Source organism: Bradyrhizobium sp. IC3123 (assembly GCF_020193625.1).
Taxonomy (GTDB): domain Bacteria; phylum Pseudomonadota; class Alphaproteobacteria; order Rhizobiales; family Xanthobacteraceae; genus Bradyrhizobium; species Bradyrhizobium yuanmingense.
This window is the reverse complement of sequence record NZ_JADYVF010000003.1, coordinates 316,331-338,780: the sequence shown is the minus strand read 5'-3', so window position 1 is coordinate 338,780 and position 22,450 is coordinate 316,331. Positions and strand designations below refer to the sequence as shown.

Here is a 22,450-nt window from a genome sequence, read left to right as displayed (position 1 = left end):
CGGCCGGTGTTGTTGTTGCACTCTCCCCCGCAACGCGGAGAGATCGGCGGACGACTCAGCCCGCGACCTGCTTGATGCGGGCGATGAGTTCGTCGACCGCCTTGTCGACCGGAACCTTCTCACTGACGACGCGGTTCATCGCCTTCGCCCACACGTTCTCATTGTTCAAGATCGTGAACTTCCAGTTCCTGGTAAAGTCGAACTGAGAGGTGCCGCCCTTGAACTGGGTGTAGACGGCCTTGCGGTGCTTGTCGGCCTGCCAGAACGGGCTTTCCTGGCTTTCTTTCGTCACCGGGAACCAGCGGCCGAGCGCGCCCTCGATGTAGGGACGGATGTTCTCTTCCTGCAGCAGGAAGTTGAGGAACTGCTTGCCCTCGGCCTTGTTCTTGGCCGCGGTGAAGATCAGACCCGTCTTGACGTCGGAGCGATACTTGATGGTCGAGCCATCGGGAGCCTTGGGGAAGGACGCCGTGACGATGTCCTGCTCATAAGCCTTTTTGCCGGCCTCGCGCTGTTCCGGCGTGAGGTTCTGGTTCTGCGATTCCTCGTACCATTTCGCTGCGATCGAGATCGTGAAGTTGTGGGTCATCACGATCGTCTTGTTGTGGAAGGCGACATTGTTGTCCGGGTCCTTCCAGGTAGTCGCGGAGGGCGGGGCGCAGCCTTTGCTGTAGGTGTCGGTGTAGTCCTTCAGCGCCTTGATCAGGCCGTCGCGGACCTTGGGGTCGTCCACCAGCAGCTTGCCGTCGTCGTCGACCAGCTTGACGTGGTAGGCGTCCATGAAGGTGTAGAACGATTGGAACGAGTCGGTGGATTCCACGCCCATCGGCTGGCCGACGGCATAGATGCGCTGGCCTGTGGCCTTACGGATCGCCGGCTGCACCTTGTCGCACCAGAAGCTCCAGTAGCCGGTCCAGTCGTTCGGGATGTCACTCTGCTTGAAGCCGGCTTTCTCCAGCATGTCGTTCCAGATCTGGACGTGCATGCTCTGCTGCTTCAGCGGGAAGCCGTAATAGGCCTTCTTCTTGGCGACGTCGTTGTAGAGGATCGAGGCGTCCAGCGTGTTCTGCACGAACCGGCCCTTGATCGGCTCCATGACGTCGGTGAGGTCCTCGAGCTTGCCCTCATAGGCCCACTTGCCCTGTACCTGCACGTCGTAGCTGTCGGAATAGGCGACGTCGGGCACGGTGCCCGCATCGAGCGCTGCGACGGTCTTCGGAATCATGTCCTGGATCGCGTATTGCGACAATTCGACCTTGATGCCGGTCTTGGCTTCAAACTTCTTGATCGTCTCGGCGAGCGCTTCGTCCTCGGACTTGTAAAAGCCTTTGACCCACCAGACCGTGATCGTCTTCTGTTGTGCAAATGCGGGCGCAGTGGCGGCAAACAGCCCAACCGCAGCGACCGCCAATGAAACTGCGCCAATAACCTTGGATTTCACGTTTTTCTCCCTCAAACGGCCGGTGTTTTAACCGGTCGTATAAAACACTAGCGCATGGTGGTAGCGCAATCAACGCATCTTGTCGGACCAAGGTCGTAGCGCGTCGGAGATGCATCATGCGCGCATCGATCCAATCGCCGCATCAATTCACCGGGATCAATTCGCGCGCGCTCCACGGCGCACAATCGTCAGTTCGACTTCGCGCCCTCTTTCGCATTTTCGGCGGTCGGCGATCCCTCCGGGCGCTTTCCCCCCGTGATGCGCTGCTTGAGGAGATCGAGGAAGGGAGACGCCGCCGGCGACTGCCGGATCAGGCTTTCGGGATCGGGGAAGATCAGGGGATCGTCCCAGGGGCCCTGCACCATGAAGGGCAATTGAAAGCCGGACGCCGTGTTGAGGCTCGCCACGCCCTTCATGTCGTATTCGCGGGTCGGCACCGAGGCGGTGCCGGTCAGCGTGATCTTGGCCGCCGGGCCCTCGATGCGGATGTCTTCGGCGGTTGCGATGCCGTCGGAGAATTTCACGGCGATCGTGAGCTTGTCGTATGGCGTCGAGCCGCTGCGGAAATTGCCGCCGCCCGACAGCGGCCGCCGCTCCAGCCGCTTCAGCAGCTGCTCGGCATTGAAGCCCGCGATCGCGCCGTTATGCCCGGTCACGGTGGCGCTGCCGTCGAGCGACTGCACGAGGCCGAACGGGCTCGAGCCCGAGGCGAACAGCGAGACGTTGATGTTGCCGCGGCCGGATAGCTTGTTGAGGCCGAACAGCTCGGTGGCGCAGGCCTGCAGATCCACGTCGGTGAACTGGAATTGCGCCTTGATGTCGGCGACCGTATCGGACCGCGCGATGCCGAACGAGCCTTTCGCGATACCGCCATAGACCTGCGCCTCGCCGACCGAGAGGGCCAGCGTGCCATTCCGCAAATTGGCGCCGATCGCGGTGCGGCCGAGCCGCGTGGGCCCGACCGTCAGCTTGGCCGCCGACAGGCGCATGTCGAGATCGGTGGTCGACAATCCCTGGAGGTCGAACAGCTGCCTGTTCCAGTCGCGCGCGCCGCTCGCGAGCAGGCGGAACGTCGAGATATAAGGTGTGAAGTCGAGCGCGTCGGCGGCGAGCGTGGCCTGCAGCGTCTGCCGGCCGTTATTGGCGTAGGTCATGACGCCTTCGGCGGCATTGCCGTCGAGCTCGACGTTGACATTGGTGAGCGCGATCGAGGCGCCGACGACGTTGGCGCGCGCCTTCAGCACGAAGCGGCCGAAGCCGCCGCTGCCGGGCTGCGGCTGTCCGGTCCAGCGCAGCGCGTTGCGCAAGGACGGGCTGTCCACTGTGAGCGTGCCCTCCATCATCGCGCTGGTGCGATTGGCGACGCTGCCGTCGAAGGCGAGCTTGAGCGGCGCGCTGGCGATGCGCGCCTTCAGGCCGGAGCGGTCGCCGGAGAGGGCGGCGACGAAATCGGAAAAGCTGATCGAGCCGTCGACGCGCTCGCCGCGCCAGTCGAACTGCCCGGTCGCGGCAAAAGAGCGCGAGATCGAAGGCCAGGCCAGCGACAGGTCGATGTCCTCGAGCTTCTCGGTGGCACGCGTGGCAACGTCCTCGTAATCGAGCACGCCGTCCTGGATGCGGATTTCGGAGAACGAGACCTGGTTCTCGGCCCCGGGCTTCATGGTGCGTGCGATGGTCTGGATGAAGGGCGTCCAGTTGCTCTCGCCGTCCGGCTTCAGGCTGACGTGGATGCGCGGCCGCAGCAGCGTCAGGTCGGCGATCTCGAAACGCTGCAGCAGGAGCGGCAGCAGCCGCAAATTCGCGGTAAGCACGTCGACCTGGAGCGCGGGAGCGCTGGTGCCGCCGCCCTTGAGGCCGACGTCGCGGAAGGAGATGTAGCTCGCCGGAAGCACCGAGATCTCGATGCTGCCTGCGACATTGAGCTCGAGCCCGGTGACGTCGCGGATCTGCGCTTCGACCGCCTTGCGCAGCGCGTCGCGGTTGATGAGCCAGGAGGTCGCGATCAGGGCGATCAGCGCGACGCCGAGCAGCGCCGCGATCGGCGTCCCGAGGCGCTTCATTCCTTGGGCCATGGTCAATGGCATGTCCTGATCGGGTTGGTCGTTGGAGCCAGAAGGGCGGGCCGCGAAACGTGTGTGCCGAACGCCCAGATCCTATGGTGTTAAGTACCGCAACTTGATGGGTTTTCTTGACGCTTTCAAGGCCGCTGCGCGGTTATGCCCACGGCATGGGCAGCTTCTATCACCCGGGGGCGGAGCGGAGAACCCCGTATCATTGACGGCTTCGGACGATTTCGCCTAATAATCGCCGCCAATGAGGCGCGACGCCCGCCAGCCCAAGGTTCAGTCGAGGTTTTTTGTATGAACAAGGTCTATCCCGACGCCAAGTCGGCGCTGTCAGGCATTCTAAAAGACAATATGATGATCATGTCGGGCGGCTTCGGCCTCTGCGGCATTGCCGAGGAGCTGTCGGACGCGATCCGGGATTCCGGCGTCAAGGGCCTGACCGTGGTCTCGAACAATGCCGGCGTCGACGGCATCGGCCTTAGCCGCCTGCTTGAAACCCGCCAGATCAAGAAGATGATCTCGTCCTATGTCGGCGAGAACAAGCTGTTCGCCCAGCAATACCTCGCCGGAGAGCTGGAACTCGAATTCAATCCGCAGGGCACGCTGGCCGAGCGCATCCGCGCCGGCGGCGCCGGCATCCCGGCCTTCTACACCAAGACCGGCGTCGGCACGCTGATCGCCGAAGGCAAGGAAGTGAAGGAATTCGACGGCGAGAAGTACCTGATGGAGCGCGGCCTGTTCGCCGACCTCGCCATCGTGCACGCCTGGAAGGGCGACACCGCCGGCAACCTGATCTACCGCAAGACCGCGCGCAACTTTAACCCGATGATGGCGACCGCCGCGAAGATCACGGTGGCCGAGGTCGAGCATCTGGTTCCCGCCGGTGAACTCAATCCCGACCACATCCACACGCCCGGCATCTTCGTGAAGCGCATCGTCGAGGTCGGCACGGCCAAGAAGCGCATCGAATTCCGCAACACCCGCCCGCGTACCGCCGCTTAAGCGCAACAGGAGACTCACATGGCCTGGACCCGTGAACAGATGGCCGCGCGCGCCGCGAAGGAATTGCGCGACGGCTACTACGTCAATCTCGGCATCGGCATCCCGACGCTGGTCTCGAACTACATCCCCGATGGCATGGACGTCTCCTTGCAGAGCGAGAACGGCATGCTCGGCATGGGGCCGTTCCCCTATGAGGGCGAGGAAGACGCCGATCTCATCAACGCCGGCAAGCAGACGGTGAGCGAGCTGCCGTCGACCTCGTATTTCTCGAGCGCGGATTCCTTCGGCATGATCCGCGGCGGCCACATGGATCTCTCGATCCTCGGCGCCATGCAGGTGGCCCAGAACGGCGATCTCGCCAACTGGATGATCCCCGGCAAGATGGTCAAGGGCATGGGCGGCGCGATGGATCTCGTCGCAGGCGTCAAGCGCGTCGTCGTGGTGATGGAGCATTCGGCCAAGGACGGCCCGAAGCTCCTGAAGAGGTGCAATCTGCCGCTGACCGGCGAGCGCGTCGTCGACATGGTCGTCACTGATCTTGCCGTCTTCACCATCGACAAGCACGGCGATGGCGGCATGGCGCTGATCGAGCTCGCCGACGGCGTCACGCTCGACGAGATCAAGTCCAAGACCGAAGCCGAATTCCGCGTCGCGCTGAAGAACACGTAGGGTCGTCGTAAAGGGGCGCGCATGACGATACGGTCCGCGCGTCCCGAAGATGCCGAATTCATCGCACAAACCATCCTGAATTCGATGCGCGGCCACCGGCCGCGTGGCTGGTTCGACGTGGCGCTCGGCTGGCCGGAAGCGGAGTGCCTCGCTTTCGTCGCGCGCGTCGCCGTCGCACGGGCGGTGTCGATGTGGCATTTTTCGCAGTTCCTGGTCGCCGAGATTGATGGCAAGCCCGCTGCTGCACTTTGCGCCGTGCCGGCAGCCGGCACCGGACCGGCGGCATGGCGCGCGGTCGAAGAGGTCGGTCTCTCCATTGGGCTGATGGCGTCAGAGCTCGACGCCATCCGCCAGCGCGGTGCCTATTCGCGAGCTTGCTGGGTCCAGGGCGGCGAGGGCGACTGGATGATCGAGCATGTCGCGACCGACCTTGCCTATCGTGGTCGTGGCTTGATGCAGGCGTTGATCGCGCATGCGCTGGACAAAGGGCGGGCAGCTGGGTTTGCCCGGGCGACGATATCGTTCCTGATCGGCAACGAGCCGGCCGAGCGCGCCTACGCGAAGGCGGGTTTTGTCTTCGCGGAAGAGAAGCGCGACCCGAATTTCGAGGCAATCATCGGCGCGCCCGGTTTTCGCATGTTCGCGCGGAAGATTTGAGCAGGTTGCAGGCACCGGCGACAACCAAGCGTTTGCTATCAATTGGTCGAAGCGCCATGAATGTGCGGACGATGTGCCCCTTCAAGCGGGGCCGCTCGGCACCTCGGAGAACCGGGTCAGCCAGGCAACTGGGCCGATGCTCGCGGCGATGATCAGGAGGGCCGCGAGCGCGCCGTCCTCGAAATTGCCGCGGCTTGCGTACTGGTAGATCGACGTGGACAGCGTTTCGACGTTGAGGGGCCGCAGGAGCAGCGTTGCCGGCAGCTCCTTCAGGCAGTCGACGAACATGATGATGACGGCGCCAAGCATCGCGGGCCGGAGCAACGGCAGATAGATCTGCCTCAACATGACCCCCTGGCCGGCGCCGACCGCGCGCGCGCTCTCGTCATAGTCGCTCGGAATGCTGTCGAACCCGGCCTTGATCATGCCGACCGGCACAGCCAGAAAACGAATCGTGTAGGCGATCACGACGGCCATCCCGGAGCTGACCAGGACCAGACCCGGAAGCGAACGTCCGGTCCAGGTCGCGACCGCGCTCAGCGCATTGTCGACCGCCAGCACCGGGGTGAGCAGGCCGAGAGCGATGACGAGACCCGGCAGCGCGTATCCGGCCTGCGCGATGCTCAGCGCGACATATCGCAGAGGATCCGGCCGCAAGCGATGCGCGATCGTCGTGGCGAGCGCAAGCATCAAGGCCATGAGCGTTGCGAGCCCTGCAAAGGCAAACGAATGGAAGGTGTGGCGCCACAGCAGCGGGTCGAAATTTGCAAGCAGGCCGCGGCCGAGAGCCTGATGCGCCAGATAGAGCAGCGGGACCACGAAACCGATCAGCACCGGCAGCACGCAGACCGCGAACGCGATCGACGCTCTTGCGCCCGACAGCGGGGTTCGCCGCCTCACATGCGGGCTTTCGGCCGAGAATTCGATGCTGGCGTTGCGACGGCCGTAACGCTCCATCGCGATCAGGCCGGCGACGATCGCAAGCATCAGGCATGCGAGCTGCGCTGCACCGGCAAGGCTGCCGCGGTTGAGCCAAGTGGTGAAGATCGAGACCGTCAGCGTGCGGATGCCGAGATATTCGCTGGCTCCGATGTCGTTGAGCGTTTCCAGCGCGACCAGCGCCACGCCGACCGCCAGCGCCGGCCGCGCCATCGGCAGTGAAACGCGCCACAAGATGGTCCATCGGCCGGCGCCCAGCGTCGTGGCCGCTTCCGCGAATTCGGCTGACTGAACCTGGAACGTCGCACGCGCCGAGAGATAGACGTAAGGGTAGAGCACGAGCCCGATCACGAAGATGGCGCCCGGCAGCGAGCGGAGGTTGGGCAGAAGGCCGAGGGCATCGCCCAGCGGCAGCCAGGTCGCCAGGGTGCGATGCACCAGGCCCAGCGGTTCGAACAGATCGGCATAGACGTACGCCGCAAGATAGGTCGGAATCGCCAGCGGCAGCGGCATCAGCCACAGCAGCATGCCCCGGCCGGCAAAATCGTGGCGCGACATCACCCATGCAGTGCCGGCGCCGATCAAAAGTGTGACCGCGCCGACCCCGACGAGCAGAAGGGCAGTGTCGAGAAGGGCGGCCGGCAGCACGTAGTTGATCAGGTCGTGCCACACATCGGATGCCGGCTGCAAAGCCAGCGAAACGATCGAGATCACGGGCGCCGCGACCAGGACCGCGGTTGCGATCGCGATGGCGGTTGCGGCGCGACCGGCCCGCACACGGCCCCTCGATCGAGGCCGTGTGCTCGTAGCTTCCAGCAGTTCGATAGACGTGGGCCGCCAGAGATCAGTTGTCAAAGCCGACCTTGTCCACCAGCGAGGCCGCAGCCTTGCGGTTGGCGGCGATCTTTGCGATCGGCAACGGATCCGGGACGAGCTTGCCGTAGCCGGCGATGGTCGCATTGACGGCGACACCGCTCCGAACCGGATATTCGTAGTTCTGGTCGGCATACATCTGCTGCGCCTGCTCGCTGACGAGCCACTCGATCAGCTTGGTACCGTTGGCCTTGTTGGGCGCGTTCTTGGCGAGCAGCACGCCGGAGAGGTTGACGTGGGTGCCGCCGCCCTCGAAGGTCGGCAGGATGACGCGGGTCGCCTCCGCCCACGGCTTCTTCTCGGGATCGTTGTTCATCATCAGCGCCCAGTAATAGGTGTTGCCGATGCCGATATCGCATTTGCCGGCGGCGACGTCACGCGCGGCTTCGCGATCGCCGCCCGACGGCTTCTGCGCGAGATTCGCCTTCAGGCCCCGCAGCCATTCCTCGGCCTTGGCCTCGCCGTACTTGGCCGCGTAGGCCGCGAACAGCGCGTTGTTATAGATGTGCTGGCCCGAGCGAATGCAGATCTTGCCCTTCCACTTGGGATCGGCGAGCTCCTCATAGGTGATCTTGTCCTGCTTGACGCGATCCTTCGAGGCATAGATCACGCGCGCGCGCATGGAGATGCCGGCCCAGTGTCCGTCCGGATCGCGATATTGCGCCGGCACGACCTTGTCGACCGCCTCCGACTTGATCGGCTGGGTGACGCCGGCCTGCACGGCCTCGTCGATGCGGCCGATGTCCACCGTCAGCAGCACGTCGGCCGGACTGTTGGCCCCTTCCGCCTTCATGCGCTGCTCCAGACCGGAGCTTGCGGAGACGACGTTGACCTTGATGCCCGTGTCCTTGGTGAACGCATCGAACAGCGGCTGGATCAGCTTGGTCTCGCGGTAGGTATAGACGTTGACCTCGCCGTTGGCGGCTGCCTCCGACACGAAAGACGTGGTCAGGCTCAACACCGCCGCAGACGCGGCGAGGACGCGAAGATAGATCATAAGGGCTGCTCCCAGGCGCGAGATTGAACGCCGATTGAGTAGCGCAGGCGGGGGGCCAACGTTAGCGACGCGATGTCGCGAGAGCATAAGCTTAGAGCAATTCCAAAGTATCTTTTAGACTCATTCTAATACTGAAGCGACGGTCATGGGAAATAATTGACGCCCTATGATCCTGCCGGCCTCATCTTGCTCAGGCGCTGCGAGACGCTGGCCAGCCACGACGTCTCCTCGCGCACCAGGCGGAAGCCGAGATTGGCGGGCGGCACGCCCTGGGCGCAGCCGCCGGCACGGGCGTCGCGGATGAAGTCGGTGACATAGGCGCGGTGCGCACCCTCGGCGACCCGCACGCCGCAATTCACGGTCGCGCGGCCGGGATTGCCGGAATCATCGACACGCGAGCGCACGAAGCACGTCGCGGTCCACTCCCAGATATTGCCGGCGAGGTCTTCGACGCCATGCTCGTTCGGGCCGAACTTGCCGAAGCGATGAGCCGTGGTGTCGGAGAGGTCGCGTTCGGATTCGCGCTCATAGCGGCTGATCCAGCGCTTCGAAGGGTCGCTTGCATCGACCGGTACCCCGTCATCCCGGAATCTGGAGCCGGCGGCAAAGGCCCATTCCTCGTCGCTCGGCAGGCGGTATTGATGGCCGGTCTTGCGCGACAGCCAGCCTGCATAGGCCTCGGCGTCGTGCCAGCTCACCCGCACTGCGGGACGATCGGGGGCGATTGCCACGTCGCGATCGAGTGCGCGGCAGGCGCCATCCTGCACGCAATGCTGATAGTCGGATGAAGCGACCTGATTCCGCATGATGCGCAGCGGCCGGTTGATCCGGATGGTGCGCATCGGCGCTTCCGCCTGCTGTCCGCCGCGGGTGAAATCGCCGGCCTCGCGATAGGCGAAGCTGCCCGGGGCGACCTCGACCAAGGCCGGCTCGCCGACGGCATGGCGCATCGTCAGCTCCGAGACCAGAGGCGCAACGGCCAGCGGCCCCGCAAGCCCGGCCGCGCAGGCAAGTGCCAGCTTGAGCTTGAATGCGATCAGCACAATCATTCCTCCGCAGAAGGAAAAAAGGGGCCGGCGATGACCGGCCCCTTCGTCGCGTCTAGTTGGTGCTGGCAGGAGGTATTTCGGCAGGCGCCTTCACTTGCATCATCAGATCGTCGTTCCACTTGCCTTCGACCTTGAAGTGCGCGGTGGCGCCGAGACTGGCCGCCTCGATCAGGTTATGCGTGACATAGGCGTAGATGCCGGGCTGCTGGAACTTGTACAGCGCAGCTCCCGCCGAGCCGCCGCGGATGAACCAGGTCTCGAGCCCGACCTCGGGCGCGTTGCCGAACTTGCCGGTCTCCCAGACATAGTCGCCGTGGCCACCGATCAGATGCGGACGGCTGTCGCGATTGGCCTGCGAGTGCACGATCAGCACGTTCTCGCCGACCTTCGCGGTGAGCGCGTTCTTGCCGGTGAGCGCGCCAACCTTGCCGTTGAACACGACATGGGTCGGGGTCAGCTTCTTCATCACCTCTTCGGTCTCGGTGAAGGCTTCGCCCGGCGATTCGTAGGACTTGAAGTTGCCCTTCTCGTCGCGCGGCACGTACATGTCCTGCTCGCCGATATAGTAGACCTTGTCGTATTTCAGCGCGCGGCCCTTGCCGTCGTTCAGCCCCTCACGCGGCAGCACCATCACGGCACCGTTCATGCCCGAGACGACGTGCCAGGGGGTCATCGGGCCGCCCGGTGCGCAGTGATACACGAACACGCCGGTCTTGGTCGCCTTCCAGCGCAGCACGACCTGCTCGCCGGGATTGATGAGCGTGAGCTCGCCGCCGCCGAGCGCGCCGGTCGCGGAATGGAAGTCGATGTTGTGCGGCATGGTGTTCGTCGCGGGATTGACTAGCGTCAGCTCGACATAGTCACCCTCGTGCACGACCATGAGCGGGCCCGGCATCGAGCCGTTGAACGTCATCGCCTGGAAGGTGGTGCCCTTGTCGTCGATGACGACTTTCTTCTCCTCGATCGTCATCCTGAACTCGACGATCTTGGGGCCCTGTGTCGTGGCCTGCTCGTGCGCGTGCACGAAGGGCGGAGCGACCAGCTCTACCTTCTGACGCGGCAGCTTGAGATCGCCGGCGGCGAAAGCCGGGATCGCCAACATCAGGGCGGTCGCGGCGGCGCTGATCAATGCGGCTCTGCGGGTGAACATCGGAAGCATCCTTCATCTGAAATGGTTTTGATGACGGAGTGCAGTGTGCGCCGATTGCGGCAAGCGTGTTTGTGCTGCGACAAGCTTCCGCCGGATTCGCGTTCGGCAACATGACCTAGATTTCTTGAAGGAGCGGGATCGGCGATGGCAACTCACCGCGTCCGCAGGCGCGATGCCGATCGAGGCCGAGCGTCAACTCAGCGGCAACTCGTTTGCATGTTCAAGCTGGATGACGATCTCGGCTGCCCCGCTCATGCGCGTGGACGAGATCGCAAGACAGGCCTTGGCGAAGGCGCGTCCGTTCAGAGCAGGTTCACGGCGAGCCAGACCAATCCCCAGATCGCCAATGACAGCGCGACGAAGACGGCGATCGCGGCCGCCAGGGCGCGCACCGCGCCGGCGGGGGCCGGCGCGGCCGGGGCCGGCCGGAAGTCGTCGAAACGCGGGATATGGCCGCGGACCTCGAGCAGGGAGAGAATGAGTTCGAGTGCGAAAAGCCTCATGGCGAACGCTCCGGATGGCCGCGATTTTTTCTCACCATGGCCGGGAACCGGTATCCGCGCTTTGCGCGAGCGCAAAGCCGCGTCCGCCGATCCGGGTTATTTGAATTCATTCCGTGATTTGCCGCGATGTCTCGCGCGCGGCGGGCATTTACGAATGGGTAACTTATGAGAGCTGATCTTGCGGCGATCTACGGCGAGGAGCGCCTGCCTCGCTACACCAGCTATCCGACCGCACCGCATTTCACGCCCGCGATCGGTCCGGACGCCTATGCCCGCTGGCTGGCGGAGCTGCCGGTGGCCGCCAGCGCATCGCTCTATCTGCACGTGCCATTCTGCCGCGAGATGTGCTGGTACTGCGGCTGCCATACCCAGATCGTCCGCCGCGACGAACTGATCGCCGGGTACCAGCGGACGCTACGCAGAGAGATCACGCTGACGGCCGAAACCATCGGCCACCGCATCAAGGTCGAGCACATTCATTTCGGCGGCGGTACGCCGACGATCATGGCGCCGGACGCCTTTGCCGAGCTGATGGCGACGATGCGCCAGGAATTCTTCGTGCTGCCCTCGGCGGAAATCGCGGTCGAGATCGATCCCCGTACATTGAGCGCGGACATGGTCGAGGCGATGCGGCTCTCCGGCGTCAACCGCGCGAGCCTCGGCGTGCAGAGCTTCGACCCGGTGGTGCAGCGGGCGATCAACCGCGTGCAGAGCTTCGCGCAGACGGCCTCCGTGGTCGAGATGCTCCGCGGCGCCGGGATCGAGGGTGTCAACTTCGACCTGATCTACGGACTGCCGCACCAGACAGTGGCTTCGTGCCTGGAGACGGTGCGACGCAGCCTCGCGCTTTCACCCAGCCGCTTCTCGGTGTTCGGCTATGCTCACGTGCCAGCCTTCAAGAAGCACCAGCGCATGATCAATGAAGGCGTGTTGCCCGACGGCCTTGCGCGCCACGACCAGGCCTGCGCCATCGCCAATGCCTTGAAAGAGGCCGGCTACGTGCAGATCGGGCTCGATCATTTCGCGCGGCCCGACGATGCCATGGCCGTGGCGTTCGAGCAGGGCACCCTGCGGCGCAACTTCCAGGGCTACACCACCGACCGGAGCGAAGTCCTGCTCGGCTTCGGCGCCAGCGCGATCGGGCACCTGCCGCAGGGCTATGTCCAGAACGAGGTGCAGATCGGCGCCTATGCGCAGAGCATTGCTGCCGGCCGCCTCGCCACCGCGAAGGGTTACGGCCTCACCGATGACGACCGGCTGCGCGCCGACATTATCGAACGCATCATGTGCGAGTTCGGTGCCGATCTCGGTGACATCTGCGCCCGCCATGGCGCGGAGGCCGGCGCCATGCTGAAATCGGCCTCGCGTCTGAAGCCGCTGATTTCCGACGGCGTCGTGAGGGTGGAGGGCGATCGACTCGCTGTCGCCAAGGACTCGCGCTTCCTGGTCCGCAGCGTCGCCGCTGCGTTCGATGCGCATCTGGATCCAGGCAAGCAGTTGCACAGTCGGGCGGTGTAGCCCCCCGTCATTCCGGGGTGCGCCTCTTGGCGCGAACCCGGAATCCATTTCACTGCACTGGTTGCTGCTCGATGGATTCCGGGTTCGCGCTACGCCGCCCCGCAATGACGAGCCAGCTTGCGCTCCAACAAAGAAACTCGGTCCCGCGTCGCTATCGTCGATCGGAATGGAGTTGTCCATGTCCTTCCGATCCGACGATCTGGTCGATGACATCATGCATTCGGCGCCGCACACGATCCGCGTGTTTCTCGCCTTCAGGATGGCTTGCGTCGGCTGTCCGATCGCGACCTTCCACACGGTCGATGACGCCTGCCGCGAGCATGGCATTGACCGCGACAAGTTCCTCGCCGCGCTGATCGAGTGCGTGCCGGCGTGAAACGATCAGGAATCGCGCAGGTGTGCGTGGGTTCCCGGATGATGAGCGCGCTTTCGCCGTAAGCGGAAGCGCGCCTCATCCCTGACTTGAGCAGAGAGGTGTCTCTCACGCCGTGCCGCTGTCGACGCTCCGTTCCGCCAGAACCACAATCTTGTGCGGCTCGCGCAGAATGATGCGCTGGCGGCCGCTCTCGACCAGGCCCTGGCTCTCCCAGCCGCTCAGGATGCGGCTGACGGTGTGCAGCGTGGTGCCCGTCATCTGCGCGATGTCCTGGCGGCTGATCGGGAAGTCGATCTCGATGCCGTGGTCGAGCTTCTTGCCGGATTGCTTGGCGAGGCGAAGCAGCGCGTGCGCGACGCGTTGCTCGACCTGCTGGGTCGACATTTCCAGGATGCGGGTGTGACTTTCCTGCAGCCGCGTGCCGACGGTCTGGAGCGTGTTGGCGGCAAGCGCCGGAAACCGCTCGACCAGCCGCGGCCAGGCCGAAGTCGGCCAGATCAGCACGACGCTGTCGTCGACCGCCATGGCCGTCGCCGGATACCGCGCGGCTCCGATCGCCATCGCGAGCCCGAACGTCTCGCCGGGCGCGACATAGCGCACCACGATCTGCTCGCCGGCAGGTGTGGTCTTGGCCGCGCGGACATGGCCGTGCAGCAGCAGGAAGAAGGACTGCGCGTCCGCCCCCTGCTCGAAGATCGCACTGTTCTTGGGATAGCGCGCCGAGCGGGCCTCACGCAGGATCTCGTCGAGAGCTTCCGGCGTCATCCCCGCAAACAGCGGCAAATGCGCAACCAGCGATGTGTCGACCTTGGCCATTCTGCCTCCCCTGGCATCAGGGAGTGTGATGGCACCTGCAATCGTCAGGTAGTTTGCGTTAGCGCAAAACGAGGCCGCCCGGTGGCAGTATTTTTCCAAGCAACAGTCTGATTTGATTGGAGTTGACCCATGGCTGGCGCCCGATCCCGCAACTTTACGGGCTGGCCGCTGTTTGCGAACAGCTTTCGCCCCTTTTTCCTGCTCGCCGCAATCCAGGCGGCGTTGTCGATCCTGGTCTGGCTGCCGATGTTCTACGGCGAATTGTCGGTGAGTTCCGCATTCGCGCCGCGCGATTGGCACATCCACGAGATGCTCTATGGCTTCCTGCCGGCCGTCATCACCGGCTTCCTCTTCACCGCCATCCCGAACTGGACGGGGCGCCTGCCGATCCAGGGCGCGCCGCTCGCAGGCTTGGTGACGGTCTGGCTTGCCGGACGCGTCGCGGTGACGCTGTCGGCGAATACCGGTTGGACGTTTGCACTGGTCGTCGATGCCGCGTTCCTGGCATTGGTCGTTGCCGCCGCAACGCGCGAGATCATCGCGGGCGGCAACTGGCGCAACCTGCCGGTGGTGGGGCTGGTGCTGGTTCTGCTCGCCGGCAACGTCGCCTTCCATGTCGAGACGCATTACGCAGGCGCGGCCGACGTCAGCATCCGCGTCGGCATCGGCGTGGTCGTCCTGCTGATCGGCTTGATCGGCGGCCGCGTCATTCCGAGCTTCACCCGCAACTGGCTGGTCAAGTTCAATCCCGGCCGCCTGCCGGTGCCGTTCGGACGATTCGATGGCGCGGTGATCGGCTTGAGCGCGCTGGCGCTGATCGCATGGATCGCGGCACCGCTGAACATGATCACCGGCGTCGCGATGGCGGCAGTCGGCGTGCTGCATCTGGTTCGGCTTGCACGCTGGGCCGGCGACCGCACCACGCGGGAGCGGCTGCTGCTGATCCTGCATGTCGGTTATGTCTTCGTGCCGCTCGGCTTCATCCTGAACGCTGTGGCCGCCTTCGGCGAGCTGCCGCCGAGCGCCGGCATCCATGCCTGGATGGCGGGTGCTGCGGGAACGATGACGCTCGCGGTGATGACCCGCGCCAGCCTCGGCCATACCGGACAGGCGCTGACGGCTTCGCCGGCGGTCCAGGCAATCTATGCTGCAATCGTCATCGCGGCTCTGGCCCGAATCGGTGCCGTCGTGTTGCCCGCGTATGGCGACGTGCTGCTGTACGTCGCTGCCTGCGGCTGGATCCTCGCCTTCCTCGGATTTGCCGTCGCGTTCGGTCCGCTGCTCGCCGGCAGCGGGCGGCGGGCGCTCGCCACGATGGGCGTGCCCGCCCCCGCGCGCTGAAGTCAGGCTGCACCTGCCGAGGGCGGTGCGGAGCGAGGCCGCACGCCCTTGCGCCAATCGGTGATGGTGCAGCCGAAGCGGCCGCGAAACCAGCGCGCCATGGCGCTCTGCGCGGAGAAGCCGAGCTGCACCGCGATGTCGGCCAGCGGCCGGGTGTGATCCTCGATCAGCTGCACCACGAGATCGGCGCGCTGCGCGTCCAGGATGGCCGAGAAGCTGGTGCCCGATGCGGCGAGGCGGCGGTGGATGGTGCGGCGGGTGCAGGCCAGATGCTCGGCGACGCGCTCGACCGTGCAATCGCCGCTGGCGAGCAGGGTCCCCACCACCTCGTCGACCTTCGCCTCCCAGCTTGCCGGCCTGCTCTCGATCGCCTCGATCCGCTTGCGCAAGTAACTCGCGATCAAGGGATGCGCGCTTGGGATCCGGCGCTGCATGTCGTGCGCCGACAACAGGATCGCATCGTCGTCCGCATTGAAGATCACCCGGCAGCCGAAGAAGTCGCGGTAACGCTTGCGGTCGAGCGGCGGCGGGTAGTGCAGATGCACTTCCAGCGGCCGCCAATCGCCTCCGAACAGCGACTGGATGATGCGCTGAACGCTGCCGAGCGCCATGTCGATCGACTGCCGCGGCGCGCGCGGCTGCCGGCCGCGCAAATGCAGCGTGATGGTCACGGTCCGCTCGTCACGCGTGACGTCGAGCCGCATGCCGTCGTGATGGATATGGATGAAGCGCGAAAACGCCTCGATCGCTTCGCCGACGGTCGCCTGTTCGCGCACGATCAGGCCGACCGCGCCGAAATTGGTGAGGCCGCCGCGCTCGGCGAGACGCAGGCCGAAATCCTCTGCACCGGACGCCTTTGCCGATAGTTCGAGCAGGCGGCGCAGGCCGGTGACGGCGATGGGGATGTCTGGCTGGTCGAGGCAGGCCAGCGGGAGCCTGACCTTGCGCATCATCTGGCTGGGGTCCAGCCCGACCGACCGCGCGACCTCGGGATAACAGCTCAAGCCTGCGCTGCGAATGAGGTCGGTCATGCAAACCGTTCCTGCCAGCCATACCCGCAGATGTCCCGAAATGTAAAGTGTCTGTCTCAATACGTCAAATCGGGGAACCCGGTGGCGCATACATACGGAAAACCGATGCACTGGCGTGAATGCCGTGCGCATTGACGGCGGGCGCGACGGGGCCCGGCCGTCTCGGGCCATTTGACCAAGACATTGCTGGATCGGGACTATGCCGGGGAACATGCATTCCAAGGGCGAGGTATTCGTCATCGACACTGACGCCGCCTCCCGCGAACAACTTTCCGCCGCGCTCGAACAGAGCGCCTATGACGTGATCTGCTTTGCCGATGGTGCCTCTCTGCTCTCGGAAGCCAAGACGCGGATGCCGGCCTGTGTGCTGCTGGAGATGCCGCCGGATCGCTCCGCTCTCGAGGTGCTCAGGCAGCTGCGCGAGGAGAATTGCATGGCGCCGGTGCTGGTGACGTCGGCGAATGGCAGCATCGCCATGGCGGTTGACGCCATCAAGAGCGGCGCGACCGACTTCATCGAAAAGCCGTTCCGCACCCACGACATCGTCAACCGGATCGATGCCGCCATCGATCAATTCGCGCAACCCGGGGCGATCCGGCAACGCTGGCTGCCGGGCTGTGAGCCTCTGACCGCGCGCGAAGCCGACGTGCTCGAGCATCTTGCCGCCGGCCTCACCAACAAGGGGATCGCCCGGCGGATGCATCTGAGCGCGCGGACGGTCGAAGGTTACCGCGCCAGCGTCCTGAAGAAGGCCGGCGCCAAGAACGTGACCGATCTGCTCCGGCGCATTTTCGGCCAGGGCTCTTAGGCCCAGGCCTGAAGCCGCCCGGACCACCGAGCGTTCCACAGACATGGTGCCGCCGCGGCGGCGCCCCACGGAAGTCTCAATCGAACCGGTTCCTTCCCTGCCGCGTCCAACCACGATGGCGAGGCATTTCATCGCGCGCGTCCGGCTGGCGGCGCGGCGATACCGGCAGGAGGGACTTTATGCGCATCACCGCAGGATATTTGGCAACCACGGGCCTGGTCCTGGTGACCACGGCGCTCGCATCGCCGTTATGGGCGGCCAATGTGGACGCCAATTCGACGATCGACACGGTCACCGTCTATCCCGACGGTGCCACCGTCACCCGCGTCATTTCGCTAGATCTCGCCTCCGGCGATTCGACATTGGTGGCCAAGGATTTTCCGCTCTCGCTCGATCCATCTTCCCTCCGCGTCGAAGGCGAGGCGGGCGCCAAGCTCACCATCGGCACGATCGACGCACGCCCACCGAAGGCCGCGCCGCCGGTCAACCTGCCCGAGCTCGACAAGCGCATCGAAGCGCTGAGGGATCAACGGGCCGACCTGCAGGGTGCGATCGACTCGGCCAATGCCCGGCGCAAGTTCGCGCAGCATTTTGCCGAGGCGTCGCCGGCCGGCCTCGGCGAGAAGGGCGAGGCGCGCCCGATTGCTGAATGGCGCGCGGCCTTTGCCGCGGTCGCCGAGGAGATCGCGACCGCCGACAGCGCAATTCGCGATGCCACGCGAAAACAGCGCGAGCTCGACCGCCAGATCGCGCAACTGGAAGCCGAGCGCTCGGCCAAGCCGCCGAGCAAGCTGGAAGTGCGGATCGACGTCGCCTCGGCCGCCGCGACCAAGGCGACGCTGCGCGTAACCTATGCCGTGCGCAACGCGCGCTGGGTGCCGCTCTACGATGCGCGGCTCGATACCGGCGCCAAGGATCGCAAGCCGCAGCTCGAACTGGTTCGTCGCGCCGAGGTGACGCAGGCCACCGGCGAGGACTGGTCGAACGTGACGCTCGGCGTCTCCACCGTGCGCATCAGCCGCGGCGGCAGTGCTCCGGAGCTGCATTCGCTGATCGCGCAATATCCACAAGTGCCGAAGCCCATGGCCCTTGGCACGGCCTCGGATCTAGCGCGGCCTGCGCCAACTGTTCGCCAGCGCTCGTACGAGCCCATGTCCAAGGCTCCCGAAGCGACCGAGTTGCGCGAGCGCGCCGACGAGCAACAGGCCCTCGCCGAGATCGGCGACTTCCAGGCCACCTTCAGGATTCCCGGCCGCGTCAGCCTCGGCGCCGCCGACGGTGCCAAGAGCCTACGTATCGCTTCGGTGAATGTGCCCGCCGATCTCGCGGTGCGCGCCGCGCCGGTGCTGGATCCGACCGCATTCCTGGAAGCCAGCTTCAAGCAGACCGACGACACGACCCTGCTGCCGGGCAAGGTCGCGATCTATCGCGACGGCACCTTCGTCGGCCGCGGCAAGATCACGGCGTCCACCAAGGACGACATCGTGCGGCTCGGGTTCGGCGCCGACGACAAGGTCAAGATCGAACGCGCCGTGCTCAAGCGCAACGAAGGCTCGGCAGGCCTCCTGGTCACGACGTCGAAGACCGACGAGCGTTCGTTCAAGACCACGATCCGCAACGGGCATGATTTTCCGATTCGCGTCGCGATCGAGGATCAGCTGCCGGTCAGCGAGAACGAGGACATCGTCGTCGAGATGCTGCCCTCGAGCACCCAGCCGACCGCCAACAACATCCGCGACAAGCGCGGCGTGCTGGAATGGTCGTTCGACGCCAAGCCCGGCGAGGCCCGCGACATCAACTTCGCCTGGCGCATCCGCTGGCCGAAGGACAAGAGCATGGTGATCGTCCCGGCGGGCTGATTTCCTGCACAGGTGGCGCAGCTTCACCTCGCCGCGCTTGCGGGGAGAGGTCGGGTTGCATCGAAGATGCAATCCGGGTGAGGGGGTACAGGTCTCTCGACCATCTCGCGTGTGGAGAGAGGCCCCTCACCCCAACCCTCTCCCCGTAAGAACGGGGCGAGGGAGCGCACCTTCACCGTGGCGGCAGTTCAGCTTGCCCCGCAGCCCGCATCGACTGCGGCAGCACATACGGCACGCCGTCAACCTGATGCACGACCGCGTCGATCTCGAAAATATCCCGGATCCTCTCGCGCGTGACGACCTCGGCGCGCGGACCGTCCGCGGCGAGCCTGCCGCCGGCCAGCACGACCAGCCGGTCGGCAAAGCGGATCGCGAGGTTGAGATCGTGCAGGATCGCGATCACGGCGGTGCCGGCTGCCGCGCGGCGGCGCGCCGCCTCGACGAGGTCGATCTGGTGACGCAGATCGAGGCTCGATGTCGGCTCGTCCAGCAGCAAGAGCCCGGGGCCGTGCTTGGCCTCGCCGCAGGCGAGCTGCACCAGCACGCGGGCGAAATGAGCGCGCTGCTGCTCGCCGCCCGACAGCGTCGGCAATTGCCGCTCGCGGAAATGCGACAGTCCGACCTCGTCCATCGCGGCGTCGACGAGCGGGCCGGCCTCGCGCAAGCTGCGCTCGCCCGCGCCCATCAGCACGATCTCCTCGACGGTGAAGGGGAAGGTGACGTTGATGTGCTGAGACAGCATCGCACGGCGCGCGGCGAGCTCGCGCGGCGCGAAGCTGCCGATGTCGCGCTGCTTGAGCCGCACCTCGCCGGCGCTCGGGCGGAGATCGCCGGAGAGCAGCCGCAGCAGCGTCGACTTGCCGGCGCCGTTCGGGCCGATGATGGCGATCATCTCGCCGGCCGCAACCGTCAGGCCGACGCCGTCAAGCAATGTCGCGCGGCCGGCGCGCTTGCCTAGGTGTCGTGCATCGAGCACTGCGGTCATAGCGCGGCGAGCCCGCGCTGCCGCAGCAGGATGAAGAGAAAGACGGGTGCGCCGACGGCCGCCGTCAGGATGCCGATCGGCATCTCCGCGGGCGCCACGATGGTCCGCGCCAGCGTGTCGGCCCCGACCATCAGGATCGCGCCTGATAGCACCGAGGCCGGCAGCAGCAGGCGATGCGCCGGGCCGATCACGAGACGGAGCAGATGCGGCACGACGATGCCGACGAAGCCGATCACGCCGCTGATCGACACCGCGACGCCGGTCATGGCCGAGACCATCACGATCGAGATCCGCTTCAGGCGCTCGACGTCGACGCCGCCGTGAAAGGCGTCGGCCTCGCCGAGCACCAGCAGGTCGAGGCCGCGCGCGATGAAGGCGCAGCCTGCGAGTCCGGCAATGAGCACCGGCGCGAGCACGGCGGCCTTGGTCCAGGTCGCGCCGCTCATCGAGCCCAGCATCCAGAACGTGATGTCGCGCAGCTGACGGTCATCGGCGATGAATACCAGCAGGCCGATGCCCGCATTGGCGATCGCGGTGATGGCGACGCCGGCGAGCAGGAAGATCGCGATCGAGGTGCGTCCCGAGCGGCTGGAGATGCCGTAGAGGATCGTGGTGGTCGCCAGCGAACCCGCGAAGGCTGCGAGCGGCAACAGCTCGGTCTGGAGAACGCGCAGCGCCTCGCCGAAGCGGGAATCGGTGAAGACGATCGCGCTCGCGGCTGCGAGCGCGCCGCCACTGGAGACGCCGACCAGGGCGGGATCGGCGAGCGGGTTGCGAAACAGCCCCTGCATGATCGCGCCGGCCGCGGCAAGCAGGCCGCCGATCATCGCCGCCGCCGCGATCCGGGGAATGCGGATCGACCACAGCACGAGCTGGTCGCGGGCCGTCATGGCCGTGCTTTCGCCGGCCAAGCCCAGCGCGGCTGGCAGCCGGGAGAGCGGGATGCCGGCGGCGCCGACCGTCAGAGCGGCGATCGCGGTGACCAGGAGCACCACGAGCAGGAGGGGAATCGCGAACGATGCTGCTCGCCGCCCCGCGATGTGTCGCGGGCTCCGTGTTTCGATCCCGGCGGCCACGCTCATTGCCGGCAATTCGCCGTCGACAGCGCCGACGCGAACGCGCCACCCTCGGCCAAGGTCGGATAGAGCTTGACTGAGAGATCGCGCGCCGCTGCCGCGGTGCGCGGCCCGAAGCCGAGCAGATAAAGCCCATCCATGGTGATGAAGCTCTTGTTGGCCGCGACCGGCGTCAGCGCAAAGCCGGGGTGCGTGTAGACTGCATCGGCTTGCAGCGAATCCTTGCCGCGCTCGATCGACAGCACGACATCGGGCTTTGCGGCCACGATCGCCTCGTCGCTGATGACCTTGTAGCCGTCGTAATTCTCGACCGCGTTGGCCGCGCCCGCGAGCTGGATGATCTCATCCGCCGCGGTCTTGTGGCCTGCCACCATTGCTCGCCCGTTCTGGAGCGACATCACGAACATCACCCGCACCGGCTTCGTCACCTTGGCGCGCAGGGCACGGAGCTGTGCAAGATCGGCGCCGACCGCGGCGCTGAGACATTCGGCACGTGCATCGACGCCCATGGCGTGGCCGACCAGCTTGATCTTCTCGATCAGGCCTTCCTCGGAAAAGGTCTCGGGCACAAGCACCAGCGGCACCTTCGCCGTCTCCAGGATGTCCATGGTCTCGCGCGGGCCCGACCCCTGGATCGCCAGGATCAGCGTCGGGTTGAGACCGAGCACGCCTTCGGCCGAGATCTGGCGCACATAGCCGACATTCGGCTTGTCTTGCAGTGCCGCCGCCGGATAGAGGCTCGTGGTGTCGACGCCGACCAGCCGGCTTTCCAATCCCAGCGCATAGAGGATCTCGGTGATGGCGCCGCCGATCGACACCGTGCGGGCAAAATCGGTAACAGTGACGTCGCGATTGCGCGCGTCATGCACGGTGATGCCCGCGGCGTGCGCAGCAGACGCGAACGCGAGCCCGCCGGAGAGCAGGAGACGGGTGAGGGTGCGGCAACATGTCATTGCAGTTACTTCGTCAGGATCAGCTTGTTCTGCGAGGTCAGGCGGAGACGATAGCTGTCCTCGCCATGCGCAATGATGATTTCGCGCTCGGCGGCAAACAGCTCGCGGCTGTCGATCCGGCTCCCACGCATGGTGAGAGTTCGCGTTGCTGCAGATGAGCGTTGTGCCGGCCCTGCCGCGTTGCCGCTGCTGTCTCCTGATGTTGCTGACATTGTCGGTGCGATGCGCTTTCGAAAGCTGGAGTACCGCCCGTTTGTACAGGCGGCGCCAAGCGCATTCCAACCGTCGCAGTTTACAATCGATATAAACTGTAACCCGATGTCATTGACCGTCAGAGTGTT

Annotated in this window: 21 protein-coding genes; 8 read left to right on the top strand and 13 right to left on the bottom strand. The window is 65.4% G+C overall.

Annotated features, from left to right (window positions below):
• Nucleotides 1-55: 55 nt before the first annotated feature.
• Nucleotides 56-1,441, bottom strand: a complete 1,386-nt coding sequence (locus I6F20_RS11675; protein ID WP_035998767.1) for an ABC transporter substrate-binding protein — start codon at nucleotides 1,439-1,441, stop codon at nucleotides 56-58.
• Nucleotides 1,442-1,629: 188 nt separating this feature from the next.
• Nucleotides 1,630-3,513 carry an AsmA family protein gene (locus I6F20_RS11670; protein ID WP_225126653.1) on the bottom strand — a complete coding sequence of 628 codons (1,884 nt, stop codon included), beginning with the start codon at nucleotides 3,511-3,513 and terminating at the stop codon, nucleotides 1,630-1,632.
• 288 nt (nucleotides 3,514-3,801) lie between these two features.
• Between I6F20_RS11670 and I6F20_RS11665 the strand changes: the two genes are divergently transcribed.
• The 3 genes from I6F20_RS11665 to I6F20_RS11655 are packed head-to-tail and all read left to right on the top strand — an operon-like array spanning nucleotide 3,802 to nucleotide 5,835.
• Nucleotides 3,802-4,509 carry a CoA transferase subunit A gene (locus I6F20_RS11665; RefSeq protein WP_035998773.1) on the top strand — a complete coding sequence of 236 codons (708 nt, stop codon included), beginning with the start codon at nucleotides 3,802-3,804 and terminating at the stop codon, nucleotides 4,507-4,509.
• Between the two features lie 18 nt (nucleotides 4,510-4,527).
• Entirely contained in the window at nucleotides 4,528-5,178 is a 651-nt protein-coding gene (locus I6F20_RS11660; RefSeq protein ID WP_035998776.1) for a CoA transferase subunit B, read from the top strand.
• A gap of 21 nt (nucleotides 5,179-5,199) precedes the next feature.
• Nucleotides 5,200-5,835, top strand: a complete 636-nt coding sequence (locus I6F20_RS11655) for a GNAT family N-acetyltransferase (protein WP_225126273.1) — start codon at nucleotides 5,200-5,202, stop codon at nucleotides 5,833-5,835.
• 81 nt (nucleotides 5,836-5,916) lie between these two features.
• Here the strand turns inward: I6F20_RS11655 and I6F20_RS11650 are convergent, their stop codons facing one another.
• From I6F20_RS11650 to I6F20_RS11630, 5 genes are all read right to left on the bottom strand, one after another.
• Entirely contained in the window at nucleotides 5,917-7,551 is a 1,635-nt protein-coding gene (locus I6F20_RS11650) for an ABC transporter permease (RefSeq protein WP_225126272.1), read from the bottom strand.
• A gap of 67 nt (nucleotides 7,552-7,618) precedes the next feature.
• Entirely contained in the window at nucleotides 7,619-8,644 is a 1,026-nt protein-coding gene (locus I6F20_RS11645; protein WP_035998784.1) for a Fe(3+) ABC transporter substrate-binding protein, read from the bottom strand.
• 164 nt (nucleotides 8,645-8,808) lie between these two features.
• Nucleotides 8,809-9,687 carry an SUMF1/EgtB/PvdO family nonheme iron enzyme gene (locus I6F20_RS11640; RefSeq protein ID WP_225126271.1) on the bottom strand — a complete coding sequence of 293 codons (879 nt, stop codon included), beginning with the start codon at nucleotides 9,685-9,687 and terminating at the stop codon, nucleotides 8,809-8,811.
• 58 nt (nucleotides 9,688-9,745) lie between these two features.
• Nucleotides 9,746-10,843, bottom strand: a complete 1,098-nt coding sequence (nirK, locus tag I6F20_RS11635) for a copper-containing nitrite reductase (RefSeq protein WP_035998815.1) — start codon at nucleotides 10,841-10,843, stop codon at nucleotides 9,746-9,748.
• A gap of 302 nt (nucleotides 10,844-11,145) precedes the next feature.
• Nucleotides 11,146-11,346 carry a hypothetical protein gene (locus I6F20_RS11630; protein WP_225126270.1) on the bottom strand — a complete coding sequence of 67 codons (201 nt, stop codon included), beginning with the start codon at nucleotides 11,344-11,346 and terminating at the stop codon, nucleotides 11,146-11,148.
• 165 nt (nucleotides 11,347-11,511) lie between these two features.
• Between I6F20_RS11630 and hemN the strand changes: the two genes are divergently transcribed.
• Nucleotides 11,512-12,864: an oxygen-independent coproporphyrinogen III oxidase gene (hemN, locus tag I6F20_RS11625; RefSeq protein WP_225126269.1), complete on the top strand. Its 1,353-nt coding sequence runs from the start codon at nucleotides 11,512-11,514 to the stop codon at nucleotides 12,862-12,864.
• A 178-nt stretch (nucleotides 12,865-13,042) separates the two neighbouring features.
• Entirely contained in the window at nucleotides 13,043-13,240 is a 198-nt protein-coding gene (locus tag I6F20_RS11620; RefSeq protein ID WP_035998817.1) for a DUF1858 domain-containing protein, read from the top strand.
• Between the two features lie 105 nt (nucleotides 13,241-13,345).
• Here I6F20_RS11620 and I6F20_RS11615 read toward each other — a convergent pair whose 3' ends face one another.
• Nucleotides 13,346-14,056: a Crp/Fnr family transcriptional regulator gene (locus tag I6F20_RS11615; RefSeq protein ID WP_109142533.1), complete on the bottom strand. Its 711-nt coding sequence runs from the start codon at nucleotides 14,054-14,056 to the stop codon at nucleotides 13,346-13,348.
• A gap of 129 nt (nucleotides 14,057-14,185) precedes the next feature.
• Between I6F20_RS11615 and I6F20_RS11610 the strand changes: the two genes are divergently transcribed.
• Nucleotides 14,186-15,397 carry an NnrS family protein gene (locus I6F20_RS11610; protein WP_225126268.1) on the top strand — a complete coding sequence of 404 codons (1,212 nt, stop codon included), beginning with the start codon at nucleotides 14,186-14,188 and terminating at the stop codon, nucleotides 15,395-15,397.
• Nucleotides 15,398-15,399: 2 nt separating this feature from the next.
• On the opposite strand, the gene I6F20_RS11605 is transcribed toward I6F20_RS11610, so the two are convergent.
• Nucleotides 15,400-16,428 carry an AraC family transcriptional regulator gene (locus I6F20_RS11605; RefSeq protein ID WP_225126267.1) on the bottom strand — a complete coding sequence of 343 codons (1,029 nt, stop codon included), beginning with the start codon at nucleotides 16,426-16,428 and terminating at the stop codon, nucleotides 15,400-15,402.
• Nucleotides 16,429-16,627: 199 nt separating this feature from the next.
• Between I6F20_RS11605 and I6F20_RS11600 the strand changes: the two genes are divergently transcribed.
• The gene (locus tag I6F20_RS11600) at nucleotides 16,628-17,236 is read left to right on the top strand and encodes a response regulator transcription factor (RefSeq protein ID WP_036022016.1); all 609 of its coding nucleotides are present in this window, start codon (nucleotides 16,628-16,630) and stop codon (nucleotides 17,234-17,236) included.
• Between the two features lie 179 nt (nucleotides 17,237-17,415).
• Nucleotides 17,416-19,095, top strand: coding sequence for a mucoidy inhibitor MuiA family protein (locus I6F20_RS11595; protein ID WP_225126266.1), 1,680 nt, complete (start codon nucleotides 17,416-17,418; stop codon nucleotides 19,093-19,095).
• A 172-nt stretch (nucleotides 19,096-19,267) separates the two neighbouring features.
• Here I6F20_RS11595 and I6F20_RS11590 read toward each other — a convergent pair whose 3' ends face one another.
• From I6F20_RS11590 to I6F20_RS11575, 4 genes are read right to left on the bottom strand one after another with little or no spacing between them, the layout of a single operon-like run.
• Nucleotides 19,268-20,080, bottom strand: a complete 813-nt coding sequence (locus I6F20_RS11590) for a heme ABC transporter ATP-binding protein (RefSeq protein WP_225126265.1) — start codon at nucleotides 20,078-20,080, stop codon at nucleotides 19,268-19,270.
• Nucleotides 20,077-21,162: a FecCD family ABC transporter permease gene (locus I6F20_RS11585; protein ID WP_225126264.1), complete on the bottom strand. Its 1,086-nt coding sequence runs from the start codon at nucleotides 21,160-21,162 to the stop codon at nucleotides 20,077-20,079. Before I6F20_RS11585 ends, I6F20_RS11590 begins: the two co-directional genes overlap by 4 nt.
• Nucleotides 21,159-22,109, bottom strand: a complete 951-nt coding sequence (locus tag I6F20_RS11580; RefSeq protein WP_225126263.1) for a heme/hemin ABC transporter substrate-binding protein — start codon at nucleotides 22,107-22,109, stop codon at nucleotides 21,159-21,161. Before I6F20_RS11580 ends, I6F20_RS11585 begins: the two co-directional genes overlap by 4 nt.
• Before the next feature lie 5 nt (nucleotides 22,110-22,114).
• A complete protein-coding gene (locus I6F20_RS11575; protein WP_225126262.1) occupies nucleotides 22,115-22,321 on the bottom strand; it encodes a hemin uptake protein HemP in 207 nt (68 codons plus the stop codon).
• Between the last annotated feature and the right edge of the window lie 129 nt (nucleotides 22,322-22,450).